This is a genomic window from Streptomyces sp. NPDC127038, from assembly GCF_042725875.1.
Classification (GTDB): domain Bacteria; phylum Actinomycetota; class Actinomycetes; order Streptomycetales; family Streptomycetaceae; genus Streptomyces.
The window spans coordinates 18,432-33,309 of sequence record NZ_JBHXDQ010000069.1 but is presented as its reverse complement, the minus strand read 5'-3'; the positions used below and the strand labels follow the sequence as shown (position 1 = coordinate 33,309).

Below are 14,878 nucleotides of genomic sequence, written 5' to 3'. Positions count from 1 at the left end.
GCACTGTCGGTCACGCGGTGGTGTCGGTGCCCGGTATCGGGCCGGGGTCGCTCGTCCCTGGCGTCAGGCCGTTGCCCGTTCCTGGTGCCGGGTCGTTGCCCGTCCCTGATGTCAGATCGTCGCCCGGTCCCGGTGTCCGGTCGGCGGTGTCCTCTCTCGACGCTTGGTCGGCGGCCCCCTCCCCTGGTGTCCCGTCGTCGTCCGGACCGGTGCCGGCCAGGACGCCGAGGGGTACCGGGCGGGCCAACAGCCTGCGTACGGGCGTCCGTTCGCAGCCGGCGAGTCCCGCGACGGCGGATTCGCACATGCGGCCCTGGCACCATCCCATTCCGGCGCGGGTGAGCAGCTTGACCGTCCGTACGTCACCGGCGCCGAGGCCGGTGACCGCCTCGCGGACCCGGCCTGCCGTGACCTCCTCGCAGCGGCAGACCACGGTGTCGTCGGTGACCTGCTCCGCCCAGTGGGCCGGCGGCGCGTACACGGCGTCGAGCGCGGCCGCGAACGAGCGTCCTCGGGCCCGGACGCGTACGGCACGCGCGGCGCCGCGCGGGTCGGGCTCCCGGCCGTTCAGCCGTGCGGCCACGGAACGGCCCGCCAACCGCCCCTCCGCCAGGGCGAGTCCGGCGCCGCCGATCCCGGTGGTCTCGCCCGCGGCCCAGACCCCGGGCACGTCGGTGCGCTGCTCGTCGTCCACGGCGACCTTCGAGTCGTCGACGCGGCAGCCGAGCGCTTCGGCGAGATCGGTGTGCGGGACCATGCCGTGTCCGACGGCGAGCGTGTCGCACGGGACGCGGCGACCGGTTCCGGGCCGCACCCGCCCGTCGGGAGCGAGCGCGGCGACGGTGACCGCCTCGACCCGCGTCTCGCCGTGGGCCTCGACGACGGTGTGCCGGGGGACGAACGGAACGCGGTGGCGCAGGAGCCCGGCCGCGTACGAGGCTCCCTCGGCGATCTTGCCGGGCTGGGCGGCGAAGCTACCGGCCCCGCGCAGCAGCGCTCGCGGATCGAGGGACTCCACCAGCGCGGCGACCTCGGCACCGGCGGCGGCCAGCCCGGTCGCCACGGGCAGCAGCAGCGGCCCGCTCCCGGCGACGACGACCCTGCGGCCCGGCAGGACGAGACCGCCCTTGAGCATGGCCTGGGCCCCGCCCGCTGTCACGACTCCGGGGAGGGTCCATCCGGGGAAGGGCAGCACCTTCTCGTAGCCGCCGGTGGCCAAGAGCACGGCGTCGGCCCGCACGGCGACGGAGCGTTCCTGGAGCGGCCCGAGGAGGGCGTGGACGGTGAAGCCCGGGCGGGTGCCGCTCGTCGTGCCGGTCCGTTCGACCGTCCACACGTGATGATCCGTCAAGTGCTCGACCCTGCCCGCCTCCAGGTGCGCGGCGAGCTCCCGTTCGAGCCGCTGCCAGGTGCGCCACCGGTGGTGCAGCGCACCGGGCCGCCGGGCGCCGAGGCCGCTCGCGGGCCGTCGGTAGAACTGCCCGCCCGCCGCCGGGGCCGAGTCGATCAGCGTCACCCGCACACCGTGGGCCGCCGCGGCCAGGGAGGCGGCGAGACCGGCGGGGCCCGCGCCGATCACCGCGAGACGGTGGGGTCCGTCAGTCATCGTGACCGGTGCCCTCCTGTGTGCGGATGGCGTCGCCGGGCGCCAGCGGGACCAGGCAGGCCCGTTGGTTGGGGCGGTCGTTGACCGTGACGAGACAGTCGAAGCAGACGCCGATGCCGCAGAAGACCCCGCGGGGCCGGCCCGCGTCACGGGTGCCGCGCCACGCGGTGACGCCCTCGGCCCACAGGGCGGCGGCGACGGTCCGGCCGGGCAGCACCTCGATGGAGCGGCCGTCGAGGGTGACGGTGAAGGCGGGCCCGGGTGCGGCCCGTACGAGGTCCAGGGGGTTCACGCTGTCTCCTCGGGGAAGCGGTCGGGCCGGAACGGCGTGAGGTCGAGTCCTGGCGGGCGGCCCGCCAGGACCTGCGCGATCAACTGCCCCGTCCCGGTGGACAGTCCGATCCCGGCGCCCTCGTGCCCGCATGCGTGGAAGAGTCCGGGGGCCCGGGGGTCGGGTCCGACGGCGGGCAGGTGGTCGGGCAGATAGGGCCGGAAGCCGAGATAGGTCCGCAGGGCGCGGACCCGCGCGAGGAACGGGAAGAGCCGAGTGGCGCCGGCGGCCAGTTCGCGGACCACGGGCAGCGAGAACGACCGGTCGAAGCCGACCCGTTCGCGGCTCGCGCCGATCAGGATCGGGCCTGCCGCGGTCCCCTCCACCACCGGCGAGGTCTGGAGCGCGGCCGAGTCGCTGGCGACGTCGGCGACGTAGTCCGCGGCGTACACCTTGTGGCGCACCCGGGGCGGGAGGGGCTCGGTGACGAGGACGTATCCCCTGCGGGGCAGGACGGGGAGGGTGACGCCCGCGAGCGCGGCCACCTCGGCGCCCCAGGTGCCGGCGGCGTTGACGACGGCGGGCGCGTGCACCTCGCCCCGGTCGGTGCGCACGCCGCGGACCGAGCCGTTCCGTGAGCGCAGCACGCCGGTCACGGTGTGCCCGGTCAGCAGCCGGGCTCCCGACGCCCGGAGAAGGTGCGCGGCGGCCAGGGCGGGCATGACCTGGGTGTCCTGCGGATAGTGGACGGCGCCCGCCAGACCCGGGGCCAAGTGCGGTTCCAGTTCGTGCAGTTGGCCGGCGTGGACGGATTCGGCCAGCACACCGGCGGCCCGTTGGCCCGCCGCGAACGCCTCAAGCGCGGCCATGCCCTCGGGGGTCGACGCGACGACGACTCCGCCCTTGGCCTCGTACTCGACGGCCTTCGCGTGCTCCTCGGCGAGGTCGGCCCACAGGCGCCCGGAGAGCAGGGCGAGGTCGAGTTCGGGTCCGGGTTCCTTGTCGGAGACGAGCAGATTCCCCTCGCCCGCGCCGGTCGTGCCGCCGGCCACGTGACCGCGGTCCACCACGACCACGTCGAAGCCCTCGCGAGCCGCGTACAAGGCACAGGCCGCACCCACCATTCCGGCTCCGACGACCACGACATCGCAGGTAACAGGCTGACTCACATCAGTACTATGTCACATAGCGCAGCCCTTCAACCAGAGTGCGACGGACGCGTCCGCCCGACCTTCACGTGGCACCACCGGGCGCGGCCTGGCGCCACCTGGCGTCATATGGCACCACTCGACGCCAAGTGGCGCCATGCGGCGCCATCATGCACCCCCGAACGGCACACGAACGCCCGCGACACCATCGCGCCACAGGCAACCCCTCCCTATTTGCGCAGGTCAGGGCCACCCTCTATGACGAGACCCACCACTCGGCGCCACTTAGGCTTGCACATGGCGCCATAGTGGTGCCACTATGTCGTCATGGACCTCACCCCGTATGTCGACACCCTGCGCCGAGAACTCGCGGTGGCCGCCGAGGCCGGCGGGGAGGAAGCCCGTCAGCTGGCCGAACGGCTCACCGCTCCCCTCGAGTCGGCGACCCGTCTGACCATGCTCAACGTGCTCTCCGCCGCGATGGACGAGATCACCCGCGAACTCGCCCCCGGCTCGGTCGACGTACGGCTGCGCGGCCTGGACCCCGACTTCGTCGTGACACCACCCCCCTCCTACGCCGGCACCACGGAGGCGGCCGAGGCACCCGCCGAGCCGTTCCGGGCCCTGACGCCCGGGGACGGCGACGAGGGCGGCACGGCCCGCGTCAACCTGCGTCTGCCGGCCCATCTCAAGGCGCGCGCCGAGGAGGCCGCGAACCGCGAGGGCCTGTCGGTCAACGCCTGGCTGGTGCGGGCCGTGTCCGCCGCGGTCGACGGAGGACCGCGGGCGCAGTCGACCGGCAGGACCCGCACGGTCGGACAGAGCTTCACGGGCTGGGTGCGCTGACCGCACCCGCGGCCCGCACCGACGCCCACGCCCACACCCGCACCCACACCCGCACCCGCACCCGCACCCGCACGGCTTCACCCACACCACGTCCCACCTGCGGGGACGCCCCAAGGACTCACGAGGACGGAACAGCCATGCCTTCTTTCGACACTCCCGAACCCATCTCGGTCACCGCGGAGGTGGCCGTCGGTTCCATCCGTCTCACCGCGGGCGACCGCGCCGACACGGTCGTCGAGGTCCGGCCGCGCGACCCGAAGCGGGACAAGGACGTGCGGGCCGCCGAGCAGACCGAGGTCGTGTACGCCGGAGGCTTCCTGACGGTCAGGACCAAGCACCGGCCCCTGGTCGGCCCCAGCGGTCTCGTCGACGTGACGGTCGACCTGCCCACGGGCTCCCAGGTCGAGATGAGCGGCTCCTGGGCCCAACTGCTCGGCGAGGGACGGCTCGGCGAGGTCCGGGTGAAGACGTCGGGCGGCGACGTCCGCCTCGACACCACGGGCCCGCTGACGCTGGCCGTGTCGCACGGTCTGGTCACCGTGGACCGGGTCGAGGGCCCGGCCGAGATCACCAGCAGCACCGGCAACGTACGCGTCGGCACGGTCGAGGGTCCCGCCGTCCTGAAGAACGTGCACGGCACCACGACCGTCGGCAAGGTCACCGGCGAGACGCGGATGAGCAGCACGAACGGTGGCATCGACATCGCGCACGCCGGGGCGTCGGTCACCGGCACCAGCACCAACGGACACCTGCGGGTCACCGAGGCCGTCGGGGGCGAGATCCGGCTGGAGACGTCCAACGGCTCCATCGAGGTCGGCATCCGCCGGGGCGTGGCCGCCTGGCTCGACGTCAGTTCCAACCGCGGACAGGTACGGAACATGCTCCCCGAGTCCGAAGCGCCGGAGACGACCGAGGGCACCGTCGCGGTCCACGCGCGGAGCAACTGGGGCAACATCGACATCCTTCGATCAAAGCCCTGACCTGCCGCTCTAACTCCCCTCCGCTCACGGAGCAGCGCGGCACCGGACAGCGCGGCACCGCACGGCACCTCACGGAATGGCCGCGCACCGCACGGCACGGCACAGCACCGCACGGGACGACACCCGACCCGTCACCCTTCCACCAGCCTCCGAACGGAGAGCTCCATGCCTTTTTCTGTCATGCCCATGCCAATCTCTTTGCCCGAACCAAGGCCGGGCGACGGTCCTCTGCCTCCCGCCGCCGTCTCCGCCGTGGGTCTGCGCAAGTCGTACGGCGACAAGACCGTGCTCGACGGCATCGACCTGCGCATCCGCGCCGGCTCCGTCTTCGCGCTGCTCGGGCCGAACGGCGCCGGCAAGACCACCACCGTGCAGATCCTCTCCACGCTCATCGCCGCCGACGAAGGGCAGGCACAGGTCGCGGGCCACGACATCACCACGTCACCCGCCGGTGTCCGCGCCGCGATCGGTGTCACCGGACAGTTCTCCGCACTCGACGACCTGCTCACCGCCGAGGAGAACCTGCTCCTCATGGCAGACCTGCTGCACCTCGGAAGGCGCGAAGGGCGCTTCCGCGCAAAGGAGTTGATGGAGCGCTTCGACATCGCGGACGCCGCGGGCAAACGCGCCGCGACCTTCTCCGGAGGGATGCGGCGCCGGCTCGACCTCGCCATGACGCTCGTCGGCGACCCCCAGGTGATCTTCCTGGACGAGCCGACGACCGGCCTCGATCCACGCAGCCGCCGCACCATGTGGGAGACGGTCCGCTCGCTGGTCGCGGGCGGCACCACCGTCTTCCTCACCACCCAGTACCTGGAGGAGGCCGACCAGTTGGCCGACCGGATCGCCGTGCTCGACAACGGCCGGATCGTGGCCGAGGGCTCGGCGGCGCACCTCAAGGCGCAGATCCCCGGCAGCCACGTACGGCTGCGGTTCACCGGGGCCGCCGAGTTCGAGCGGGCGGCCGGTGTCTTCCCCGACGCGGTCCGTGACGAGGAGGCTCTCGCGCTGCGCGTGGCGGGCGACGCCGGCCTCGACGCGCTGCGCGCCCTGATCGACCGGCTCGACGCGGCGGGTGTCGGGGCCGCCGACTTCTCCGTCCACACCCCCGACCTCGACGACGTGTTCCTCGCCCTGACCGGCGGCGGCACCGCGACGACCGGCGCCGGCACCTCGCATCACCTCAAGGAGACCCCGCGATGAGCACCCTCACCCACGCCGTGCGCGACTCGACGACGATGCTGCGGCGCAACCTCAAGCACGCGCTCCGCTATCCGAGCGTGTCGCTCGGCGCCGCCATGATGCCGATCCTGATGCTGCTGCTGTTCGTGTACGCCTTCGGGGACTCGATCGGTGCCGGAATGGGCGGCGGACGGGACGCCTACCTGGAGTACCTGACGCCCGGCATCATCGTCATGGGCGTGGCCGCCGGGGCGATGTCGACCTCGATCGCGGTCTGCTCGGACATGACGGAAGGCATCATCAACCGCTTCCGCACCATGAACATCACCCGTTCCGCGTTCATGACGGGCCACGTCGTGGGCAGTGTCGTCCAGACCATGGTGAGCATGGTCCTGGTGGTGGGGTTCGCGCTTGCCATCGGCTTCCGGTCCGACGCGAGCCCGCTCGAATGGCTCGCCGCCGCCGGGCTCCTGACGGCCATCGCGTTCGCGGTCACCTGGCTCTCGGCGGCGCTCGGCCTGATCTCCAGGACCGTGGAGTCCGCGAGCAACAAGCCGCTGCTGGTCCAGTTCCTGCCGTTCCTCGGCTCCGCGTTCGTGCCGGCGGGATCGATGTCCCCGGGCCTTCGCTGGTTCGCCGAGAACCAGCCGTTCACCCCGATGACCGAGACGCTCCGCGGTCTGCTGTCCGGCTCCGCGATCGGCGACGACGGCTGGATCGCGCTCGCCTGGTGCGCCGGCATCAGCCTGACCGGCTACCTCTGGTCCCGCTCGCTCTTCAACGGCACCACCAAGCGCTGACCGCCCTGCCCTGGGGCTCGGGCAGGGCGGTCAGGGGCCCGTCAGATCCGGCTGTCGGCGGCCGTGTCGGCGGACAGCCGCTGGGCCGCGTAGATCGGGATCACCGAGAGCAGGACGAGCACGGCGGCCACGACGTTCACGACCGGCGCCTGCTGGGGCCTGGTCATGTTGTTGAAGATCCAGATCGGCAGGGTCTCGATGCCGGGTCCGGCGGTGAACGTCGTCACGACGATCTCGTCGAAGGACAGCGCGAAGGCGAGCAGTCCGCCGGCCAGCAGGGCCGAACGCACCATCGGGAACGTGACGTCGACGAAGGCCCGGAAGGTGTCGGCGCCCAGGTCCATCGCCGCCTCCTCGTACGAGGAGGACGTACGGCGCAGGCGCGCGACCACGTTGTTGAAGACGACGACGATGCAGAAGGTCGCGTGTCCGACGATCACGGTGAACATGCCGAGACCGACGCCGAGGGGTTCGAGCACCGTGCTGAAGGCCGAGTTGAGCGCGATGCCGGTGACGATGCCGGGCAGCGCGATCGGCAGGACGACCACGAAGGAGACGGTGTCGCGGCCGAAGAACCGGTGACGGGCGACCGCGAACGCGATCAGCGTGCCCAGCACCAGCGCGATCGCCGTGGCACCGAGACCGGCCTTGACCGAGACCCACAGGGCCGCGCGGGCGCCCTCGTTCTCCCAGGCGACCGACCACCAGTGGAAGGTGAGCCCGGACGGCGGCCAGCTCGCGCTGCGGTCCCGGTTGAAGGAGTTGACCAGGACGAGCGCGAGGGGCACGTAGATGAACGCGAAGCCGAGCCCGGCGGCGGCGCGCAGCGCGATGCGCGCGGGACGGGAGAGTTGCACAGCGGGCTCCTCAGAGACTGCTCAGGGCGCCCGTGCGGCGCATCGCGAGGAGGTACATCACGATGACCACGACGGGGACCGTGCCGAGCGCGGCGGCCATGGGCAGGTTCAGTTCGATGTTGGAGTAGACGACGTTGCCGATGAGCTGGGTCTTGCCGCCGACGATCTGCACGGTGATGTAGTCGCCGAGGCTGAGCGAGAAGGTGAACACCGAGCCGGCGGCCACGGACGGCAGGACCATCGGCAGCACCACCGACCGGAACGTACGGCCCGTCCGCGCCCCCAGGTCCGCCGAGGCGTCCAGCAGGTTGGCGGGCAGCTGCTCCAGCGCGGTGTGGATCGGCAGGATCATGTACGGCAGCCACAGGTAGGTCAGGGCGATGACCGCCGCCACCAGGCCGTAGCCGGGGCCGCTCAGCCCGAGGGGCTTCAACACCCAGTCGGCGAGGCCGCCTTGGGAGAGGATCAGCCGCCACGCGTACACCTTGACGAGGTAACTCGCCCACAGCGGCGTGAGGATGGCGACGACGAGCAGCGGGCGCCGCGCGGGCTTGGCGATGCGGGCCGTGTAGAAGGCGACCGGGAACGCGATCACCGCGCACAGGACGGTGACCGCGAGGGCCACGCCGATGCTGCGCAGGATCACCTGCCGGTACACGGGCAGCGTGAACAGCTGGTGGAAGTTGTCGGTGGACCAGACCTTCACCACCTCGGAGGTGAAGGAGTTCGTCGTCCAGAACGCGGAGACGAACAGCACGGCCAGCGAGCCGAGATAGAGCACCGTGAGCCAGAGCAGGGGTGCGGACAGCAGCAGGGACAGCCGCAGCCGGGGACGCCGGTGCAGTGTCCCGGCGAGCCGCCGGACGGGTGAACGTCCGGCGGCCTGCGCGGTGGTGGTCATCGTCGGGTCAGCCCTTGATCTCGGTCCACGCCTGGACCCACTTCGCGTACGGGACGCACTTGACGTCGGTGCGGCCGTCGAGGCACTGCTCGATGGGCGTGTTCCAGAACGCGATGTTCTTCCAGTAGCTCTCGTCGGTGGCGTGGAAGGTGTCGCAGAAGGTCTTGTCGCTGGTGTACCGGCACGCCTCCGAGTTGGCCGGGGCCTCACCGAAGTACTCGGCGACCTGGGCGTTCACCTTCGGCGAGATGATCCAGTCCATCCACTTGTAGGCGCAGTTGGGGTGCTTGGCCTTGGCGGAGATCATCCAGGTGTCGGACCAGCCCGTGGAGCCCTCCTTGGGCACGACGGCCTTGATCTTGGCGCCCTCGCCGGCCGCGAGGTTGGCGATGACCTGCCAGGTGGTGCCGACCACGGAGTCGCCGCTCTTGAAGGCGGATATCTCCTTGAGGTAGTCGCTCCAGTACTCGCCCACGTTCGCGTTCTGCTTCTTCAGCAGGTCCACGGCCGCGTCGAACTGCTTCTGGTCGAGCGCGTAGGGGTCCTTGATCTTCAGCTCGGGCCTGGCGGACTTCAGGTAGAGGGCCGCGTCGGCGATGTAGATCGGCGAGTCGTACGCGGTGACGTGGCCCTTGTGCGCCGAGGCGTCGTCGAAGACCGCGGACCAGGAGGTGGGGGCCGGGGTGACCTTCTCGGTGTTGTACATCAGGAGGTTGGCGCCCCGGCCGTGCGGGATGCCGTACATCTGGCCCTTGACGGAGTTCCAGGCGCCCTTCTTCAGACCGCTGAAGACGTTCTTGTAGTTGGGCACCAGGCCGGTGTTGACCGGGGCCGCGTCGCCCGAGGCGATGAGGCGCAGCGACGCGTCGCCCGAGGCCGAGACGGCGTCGTACTGGCCGGTCTTCATCAGCTTGACCATCTCGTCGGAGCTGGCGGCGACCTTCGAGTTGACCTGGCATCCGGTCTGCTTCTCGAAGTCGCTGACCCAGTCGACCTTGGGGTCGTTGGAGCCGTCCTCGACATAGCCGGCCCAGGCGATCAGGTTGACCTGTCCCTCGGTCTTGCCGAGCTTCGTCTGCGCCTTGAGGTCGGGCGGGGTGAAGCCGGTGGCCCCGGAGGAGCTGGTGGCGGACGATCCGCAGGCGGTGGCCGCGAGGAGCACCGCGACGGCGGCGGCGGCCTTGAGGGTTGGGGTGAGGCGCACGGCGTACTCCATACGTGACGGGAAACTGAGCGGGAAGGTCAGCGGGGGTCGGGGACCTGGAAGGTGTGGCGGCGCTGCCACCGGAGCCGGACCCGGGTGCCGCGCAGGGCGGCGACGTCCTCGGAGGAGGTGTCGAGGTTCTGCTGGAGCGCGGTGAGGCGGCCGCCCGCGTCGAGATCGACCAGGAAGCGGGTGGAGTCGCCGAGGTAGACGACCTCGGCGACGGTGCCGGTGGCGGTGGAGTGCTCCGGCGCGGGGGTCCCGGCGGCCCCGCCGTCTGCGCCGGCGGTCCCGGCCGTGCCGCCCGCATCGGCGGCATCGGTGTCCTCCGTGGCCCGGGCGTCCTTCGCGGGCTCCGTGGGCTCCACGGCTTCCGTGGGCTCGGCGATGACCCGGATCTTCTCGGGCCGGATGCTGTACGTGCCGGGGGCGCCGACGATCACCTGTGCCGAGGGGCCTTCGAGCAGGTTGGACGTGCCGACGAAGCCCGCGACGAAGGCGGTGGCCGGACGTTCGTAGATCTCGGCCGGGGTGCCCACCTGTTCGATGCGGCCCTGGTTGAAGACGGCGATGCGGTCGCTCATCGTCAGGGCCTCCTCCTGGTCGTGGGTGACGAACACGAAGGTGATGCCGACCTCGCGCTGGATCGCCTTGAGCTCGACCTGCATCTGCTCGCGCAGCTTGAGGTCGAGGGCGCCGAGGGGTTCGTCGAGCAGCAGGACGCGGGGGCGGCCGACCAGGGCCCTGGCGAGGGCGACGCGCTGGCGCTGACCTCCGGAGAGCTGGCTCGGACGGCGGCGGCCGAACCCTTCGAGGCGTACGTCGGCGAGCGCCTTGCGGGCCCGTACCAGCCGCTCGGCCTTGGGCACCTTGCGGACCTTGAGCCCGTAGGCGACGTTCTCCTCCAGGGTCATGTGCGGGAAGAGGGCGTAGTCCTGGAAGACGGTGTGCACGTCCCGTTCGAACGGGGCGAGGCCGGTGACCTCCTGGCCCGCGAGTTCGATCCGGCCTTCGGTGGGGCTCTCGAATCCGGCGATCATGCGCAGCACGGTCGTCTTGCCGGAGCCGGACGGCCCGAGCATCGAGAAGAACTCGCCGTCGGCTATCTCCAGATCGACTCCGGCCACGGCGTTCGTGTCACCGAACGCCTTGCGCAGGCCCTGGAGCCTGATCGCCTTTGCCTCCATCGGTGGGGAACCTTTCTGGTGCGGTGGTGCGTTTGCAACACTGACCGGAAAGATATGAAGTCATAGTTCAAACCTCAAGACCCCTTTAGAGTAAAGGTTGAGTCAACGCACAAGGTGGTGGCCGTGAAGCAGCACAGAGTCGACGGCGTGCGCAGAGCCGTCTTCACTCCCGTGGACAACCGCGCGCGCGTCGAGACGGTCGCGCACCGGATCGGCGACGCGATCGAGCTGGGGCTGCTCGCCGACGGCGAGCAGCTGCCCGGCGAGATGGAGCTGGCCGGGCAGCTCGGCGTGTCCACGGTCACCCTGCGCGAGGCGCTGATGGCCCTGAGACAGCAGGGGCTGGTCACCACGCGGCGGGGCCGCGGCGGCGGCAGCTTCGTCTCGTTGCCCGAAGTCCCAGGCCAGGAACGTCTGTTGGCCCGGCTGTCCGGCTGGAGCACCGAGGAGCTGCGCGATCTGGGCGACCACTGGGCCGCCCTGTCCGGGGCGGCGGCCAGGCTCGCGGCGCAGCGGACCGAACCGGACGACCTCAAGGCACTGCGGCGCACCCTGGACGACCTGGCCTCGGCCGAGGAGGCCGCCGCCCGCAGCCGCGTCTACGGCCGCTTCCACGTCGAACTCGCCGCCGCCGCTCAGTCGGCCCGGCTGACGCGCGAGCAGGTCGTGCTCCAGACGGAGGTCGGCGCGCTGATGTGCCTGGTGCTGGGCGACGACGAATATCGTGAAGAAGTCGCGGACCGTCACCGCGCCGTAATCTCCGCCGTGCAAGATGGGGCCCACGATTCGGCCAGGGCACTGGCCGAGCGGTGCGTACTGGACTCGACGGCGCGGCTCATCACCCTGCGTCTGTCGATGCCGCGTGCCGTGTCAGGTCAGCGTCCACTGGAGGGCACCCATGCGCAGGAGCCCCGGCGCGGTCGGCGCGACGGCGACGCTTGACGTCTCCGCCGAGGCGGCCGTGGCCGCGCAGGTCCGCTCCACGCTGGAGGCCGTCTTCGACGCGGTCGCCGACACCCGCGCCGACACCACCGCGCTGCTCACCCGGGTGGCCGCCGCCGGCCGCCGCCCCGCGAGCGTGGACCTCGCCGCGCTGCGCCCGGGCCTCCATCTGCGGCTCACCAGCCAGGAGCTGGTGTCGGGCGCCGGGTTCGTGGCCGCGCCCGGCCTGCTCGGTGACGTACCGGCGTGGCTGGAGTGGTGGCAGCAGGGCTCCGACGGGAGCGTACGGCCGCTGCTGCTCGACCTCGATCCGGCGCACTCCGCGTACTCGGACTACACGCACTGGGACTGGTTCGCCCTCCCCCGCGACACGGGGCAGCGCGCGGTCGCCGGGCCCTACGTCGACTACCTCTGTTCCGACGAGTACAGCCTGACCCTGTCCGCGCCGGTCCATGTGGACGGCCGGTTCGTGGGGGTCGCCGCGGCCGACGTGTACCTGCGGCACTTCGAGGGCGCCGTCGTCCCGCTCCTCCAGCGGCTGCCCGGAGCGGCCTACCTGGTGAACGCGCGGGGCCGGGTGGCCGCCTCGGCCGACCCGGCGCATCTGGCCGGATCCCTCACCAAGGGGCCCGACTTCGGAGCCGTGCTGGCGGGGGGCGGCAGCGCGCGGCACGAGAACATGCGGCTCGTCCCCTGCGACGGCGTGCCCCTCGTCCTGGTGATGCCGGCCGGCTGAGCGGACCCGGCTCCGCACGGGCGCGTGAACCCGGACCCGGGCCCCCCGCCCGCGGAGTCGACGCGCGTCACACGGCCCGAAGCTGCGCCGCGCCGTTGCGCGTCGTGCGGGCCCTGCGCGGTCCGCCCGTGACCGGCCGGGCCGTCTCGCGGAGCACCAGGGTCATCCGCGCATAGCCCATGTCCTGAAGGGTCCTGGGGGTGTCGTCGACGATCCGGCAGTCGGTTCTGCCCCAGCGCGGATCGGGGTGGACCAGCGGACGCACGGCTCCGTCGTGCTCGACCCCGCGCGGTCCGACCGCCTCGATCCAGTGGGGCAGGCCGTGCCGGTAGGCGGCGTCCATGATCGGGTCCTGGGCGATGTCCCGGCGGATCGCCTGCAGTCCGCGGTCCTGGCCGTTGCGCTCCACCGCCGCCGCGAAGTGCGCGAGCATCGGCAGGCACCAGCTCGACTCGTGCTCACCGAGGACCGCTCCCGCGTCCGGGTGGAACAGGACGAAGCGCAGGAAGTTGTCGCCCGGCATGGCGGTCGGATGGGGCCCCACGCCGTCGAAAAGTGTCTGGAACGCGGCGTTGGACAGAACGACGTCCCAGCGGTGGTCGAAGACGACGGAGGGGAAGGGAACGGCCTCGAGCAGCGTGGCGTAGTCCTGGAGGTACGCCTGCGCTTCGAGACTCTCGGGGACAGGTCGCGGCTGGGACCGCTGCCTTCCTGCCTGGTACGCCATCGGGAGGTCACCCCTCTTGCCTCTGCGGCCTTCACGCGGCGTCCCGATCCTGCTGTCCCGGGGACGGGCGTGTCAACTATCGTGGCATTTGGCGGCCGTTGACGGCTGAATCTCGCCACAGTTGTGGCGAGACCTGGATGTGAGTTCGAGCGACGGGCTACGCTCCGGTTGGTCCCCGGACTTGGCGCCGGGATGGTTCCTGACCCTCGTGTCCGCATGGTTCCCGAACTTCGTGAGAGCCACCTGAGTAGGAGATCTGTCGGTGACGGATGGCTTCGAGGTTCCGTGCGCCACGGCGCCGGTACTGCTTCAGGCCGTCGTGGCCAGGGTCACCGCACTCGCCGACCGGCTCGGCGTTCCGCACGCCGAGGTCTTCGACGTCCGGCGGCTGTCGGCCGAGTCCGGTGTCCCCGAAGCCGTGGCGAAGGCCCTGCTGGGCGGCCGCCCCGCCGGTGAACCCGACCTCCAGGCACGCTTCCTGCAACGTCTCGACCTGCTGCGGCGCACCCGGCTCAAGCCCAACGGCCGGCGCTACACGCAGCAGGAGATAGCGGACGGCGCCGGCATGTCCCGGCAGCAGGCGGGCGCGCTGATCAACGGCGACCGGCGCCCCACCATGGAGCACTGCGACGCCATCCAGCGCTTCTTCCGGGTGCACGCCGGATTCCTCACGGCCGAGGACTCCGAGGCACTCGTGGGCGCCCTCCAGCGCTCGGAACAGGAACTCCTGCAACGGCTCGCCGACCGTGAACGCGCCGCCGCCTCCGTCGCCCGCGACCCGCTCGAACGGCTGCTCCTCGACCACGGCGTCCGCGGGATCGCCTGGCGGGCCGCGCAGTTGCCCACCGACCAGCACCGGGACAAGGTCGCGGAATGGCTGGACATGCTCCTGGAGAGCGTCAAACGGCCCGAGTCGTGAGCCGGGGGAGAGCAGTGGGCATCGGAAGGGAAATGCGCCGCCTGTGCGGCGAGCTGGTCTCGGAGCTCTCGCTCCCCGCGCCGGCGGCACCCACCGACCTCTACACCGCGCTGTGCGGCGCGATGAGCAGGCGCCGGGGCCGTCCCGTCCAGTTCCGTACGGCCGCCTTCCCGCCCGGCACCGCCAGCGGACTGTGGCTCGACATGGCCGAGCAGGATCTGGTCGTCATCGAGGAACGCACCGCGCCCGACCACCAGTTGGTCATCCTCGGGCACGAGCTGTGGCACATGAAGGCCGGGCACTGCACCCAGCACGTCGACGGCACCGCCGTCGCGGCGCGCTTACTCAGCGACGGTGCCGACCTCCAGGCCACCGTCCTCAAGGTGGCGGCGCGCACCCGGTTCGACCGCGCCGACGAGCAGGAGGCCGAGAGCTTCGGACTCCTGCTCGCGAGCAAATGCCGTACCTGGCTGGCCGGTTCCTCGCTGCGCGGTCCGGTGCAGCGGCACGGTCTGGCCGGCCGCATCGAGGCCTCACTCGGCTGTCGCGGGCCGCGGGGCTGAAGGTCCTGG

At 71.6% G+C, this 14,878-nt stretch carries 16 protein-coding genes; 8 read left to right on the top strand and 8 right to left on the bottom strand.

Annotation, left to right across the window (positions count from 1 at the left end; genetic code table 11):
- Positions 1-10 precede the first annotated feature (10 nt).
- From ACFWI4_RS33820 to ACFWI4_RS33810, 3 genes are read right to left on the bottom strand one after another with little or no spacing between them, the layout of a single operon-like run.
- Positions 11-1,606, bottom strand: a complete 1,596-nt coding sequence (locus ACFWI4_RS33820) for an FAD-dependent oxidoreductase (protein ID WP_387204218.1) — start codon at positions 1,604-1,606, stop codon at positions 11-13.
- Positions 1,599-1,898, bottom strand: a complete 300-nt coding sequence (locus tag ACFWI4_RS33815) for a (2Fe-2S)-binding protein (protein WP_387204215.1) — start codon at positions 1,896-1,898, stop codon at positions 1,599-1,601. The genes ACFWI4_RS33820 and ACFWI4_RS33815 overlap by 8 nt, the downstream gene beginning before the upstream one ends.
- A complete protein-coding gene (locus ACFWI4_RS33810; RefSeq protein ID WP_387204212.1) occupies positions 1,895-3,046 on the bottom strand; it encodes an NAD(P)/FAD-dependent oxidoreductase in 1,152 nt (383 codons plus the stop codon). Before ACFWI4_RS33810 ends, ACFWI4_RS33815 begins: the two co-directional genes overlap by 4 nt.
- A 306-nt stretch (positions 3,047-3,352) precedes the next feature.
- Here ACFWI4_RS33810 and ACFWI4_RS33805 point away from each other — a divergent pair, with 306 nt between their 5' ends.
- The 4 genes from ACFWI4_RS33805 to ACFWI4_RS33790 all read left to right on the top strand — a co-directional run bounded on the left by ACFWI4_RS33805 (position 3,353) and on the right by ACFWI4_RS33790 (position 6,833).
- Entirely contained in the window at positions 3,353-3,871 is a 519-nt protein-coding gene (locus tag ACFWI4_RS33805; RefSeq protein ID WP_387204209.1) for a hypothetical protein, read from the top strand.
- Between the two features lie 137 nt (positions 3,872-4,008).
- Positions 4,009-4,851 (top strand): DUF4097 domain-containing protein, encoded by an 843-nt coding sequence (locus ACFWI4_RS33800; protein WP_387204206.1) that lies wholly within the window; start codon positions 4,009-4,011, stop codon positions 4,849-4,851.
- Between the two features lie 186 nt (positions 4,852-5,037).
- Positions 5,038-6,054 carry an ATP-binding cassette domain-containing protein gene (locus tag ACFWI4_RS33795; protein ID WP_387204203.1) on the top strand — a complete coding sequence of 339 codons (1,017 nt, stop codon included), beginning with the start codon at positions 5,038-5,040 and terminating at the stop codon, positions 6,052-6,054.
- Positions 6,051-6,833, top strand: a complete 783-nt coding sequence (locus ACFWI4_RS33790) for an ABC transporter permease (protein WP_387204200.1) — start codon at positions 6,051-6,053, stop codon at positions 6,831-6,833. The genes ACFWI4_RS33795 and ACFWI4_RS33790 overlap by 4 nt, the downstream gene beginning before the upstream one ends.
- A 41-nt stretch (positions 6,834-6,874) precedes the next feature.
- Here the strand turns inward: ACFWI4_RS33790 and ACFWI4_RS33785 are convergent, their stop codons facing one another.
- From ACFWI4_RS33785 to ACFWI4_RS33770, 4 genes are read right to left on the bottom strand one after another with little or no spacing between them, the layout of a single operon-like run.
- Entirely contained in the window at positions 6,875-7,690 is an 816-nt protein-coding gene (locus ACFWI4_RS33785) for an ABC transporter permease (RefSeq protein ID WP_387204197.1), read from the bottom strand.
- Positions 7,691-7,700: 10 nt separating this feature from the next.
- A complete protein-coding gene (locus ACFWI4_RS33780; RefSeq protein WP_385398338.1) occupies positions 7,701-8,591 on the bottom strand; it encodes an ABC transporter permease in 891 nt (296 codons plus the stop codon).
- 7 nt (positions 8,592-8,598) lie between these two features.
- Entirely contained in the window at positions 8,599-9,807 is a 1,209-nt protein-coding gene (locus tag ACFWI4_RS33775; protein WP_387204194.1) for an ABC transporter substrate-binding protein, read from the bottom strand.
- A gap of 26 nt (positions 9,808-9,833) precedes the next feature.
- Positions 9,834-10,982, bottom strand: a complete 1,149-nt coding sequence (locus ACFWI4_RS33770) for an ABC transporter ATP-binding protein (RefSeq protein ID WP_387204191.1) — start codon at positions 10,980-10,982, stop codon at positions 9,834-9,836.
- 123 nt (positions 10,983-11,105) lie between these two features.
- Here ACFWI4_RS33770 and ACFWI4_RS33765 point away from each other — a divergent pair, with 123 nt between their 5' ends.
- The gene (locus tag ACFWI4_RS33765) at positions 11,106-11,924 is read left to right on the top strand and encodes a FadR/GntR family transcriptional regulator (RefSeq protein WP_387204188.1); all 819 of its coding nucleotides are present in this window, start codon (positions 11,106-11,108) and stop codon (positions 11,922-11,924) included.
- Positions 11,881-12,660, top strand: a complete 780-nt coding sequence (locus ACFWI4_RS33760; RefSeq protein WP_387204185.1) for a cache domain-containing protein — start codon at positions 11,881-11,883, stop codon at positions 12,658-12,660. The genes ACFWI4_RS33765 and ACFWI4_RS33760 overlap by 44 nt, the downstream gene beginning before the upstream one ends.
- A 67-nt stretch (positions 12,661-12,727) precedes the next feature.
- Here the strand turns inward: ACFWI4_RS33760 and ACFWI4_RS33755 are convergent, their stop codons facing one another.
- Positions 12,728-13,387 (bottom strand): hypothetical protein, encoded by a 660-nt coding sequence (locus tag ACFWI4_RS33755; RefSeq protein ID WP_387204183.1) that lies wholly within the window; start codon positions 13,385-13,387, stop codon positions 12,728-12,730.
- A gap of 262 nt (positions 13,388-13,649) precedes the next feature.
- On the opposite strand from ACFWI4_RS33755, the gene ACFWI4_RS33750 reads away from it, so the two are divergent.
- Together ACFWI4_RS33750 and ACFWI4_RS33745 are read left to right on the top strand one after the other, a co-directional pair.
- Positions 13,650-14,306 (top strand): helix-turn-helix domain-containing protein, encoded by a 657-nt coding sequence (locus ACFWI4_RS33750; RefSeq protein ID WP_385398324.1) that lies wholly within the window; start codon positions 13,650-13,652, stop codon positions 14,304-14,306.
- Positions 14,307-14,338: 32 nt separating this feature from the next.
- Positions 14,339-14,869, top strand: coding sequence for a toxin-antitoxin system, toxin component (locus tag ACFWI4_RS33745; protein WP_385398322.1), 531 nt, complete (start codon positions 14,339-14,341; stop codon positions 14,867-14,869).
- The last annotated feature ends 9 nt before the right edge of the window (positions 14,870-14,878 follow it).

Bases quoted from the DNA above. Each gene is read 5' to 3' on its own strand.
- ACFWI4_RS33820 (WP_387204218.1), bottom strand. From the start codon at position 1,606: ATGACTGACGGACCCCACCGTCTCGCGGTGATCGGCGCGGGCCCCGCC.
- ACFWI4_RS33805 (WP_387204209.1), top strand. From the start codon at position 3,353: ATGGACCTCACCCCGTATGTCGACACCCTGCGCCGAGAACTCGCGGTG.
- ACFWI4_RS33800 (WP_387204206.1), top strand. From the start codon at position 4,009: ATGCCTTCTTTCGACACTCCCGAACCCATCTCGGTCACCGCGGAGGTG.
- ACFWI4_RS33795 (WP_387204203.1), top strand. From the start codon at position 5,038: ATGCCAATCTCTTTGCCCGAACCAAGGCCGGGCGACGGTCCTCTGCCT.
- ACFWI4_RS33790 (WP_387204200.1), top strand. From the start codon at position 6,051: ATGAGCACCCTCACCCACGCCGTGCGCGACTCGACGACGATGCTGCGG.
- ACFWI4_RS33780 (WP_385398338.1), bottom strand. From the start codon at position 8,591: ATGACCACCACCGCGCAGGCCGCCGGACGTTCACCCGTCCGGCGGCTC.
- ACFWI4_RS33775 (WP_387204194.1), bottom strand. From the start codon at position 9,807: ATGGAGTACGCCGTGCGCCTCACCCCAACCCTCAAGGCCGCCGCCGCC.
- ACFWI4_RS33770 (WP_387204191.1), bottom strand. From the start codon at position 10,982: ATGGAGGCAAAGGCGATCAGGCTCCAGGGCCTGCGCAAGGCGTTCGGT.
- ACFWI4_RS33760 (WP_387204185.1), top strand. From the start codon at position 11,881: ATGCGCAGGAGCCCCGGCGCGGTCGGCGCGACGGCGACGCTTGACGTC.
- ACFWI4_RS33755 (WP_387204183.1), bottom strand. From the start codon at position 13,387: ATGGCGTACCAGGCAGGAAGGCAGCGGTCCCAGCCGCGACCTGTCCCC.
- ACFWI4_RS33745 (WP_385398322.1), top strand. From the start codon at position 14,339: ATGCGCCGCCTGTGCGGCGAGCTGGTCTCGGAGCTCTCGCTCCCCGCG.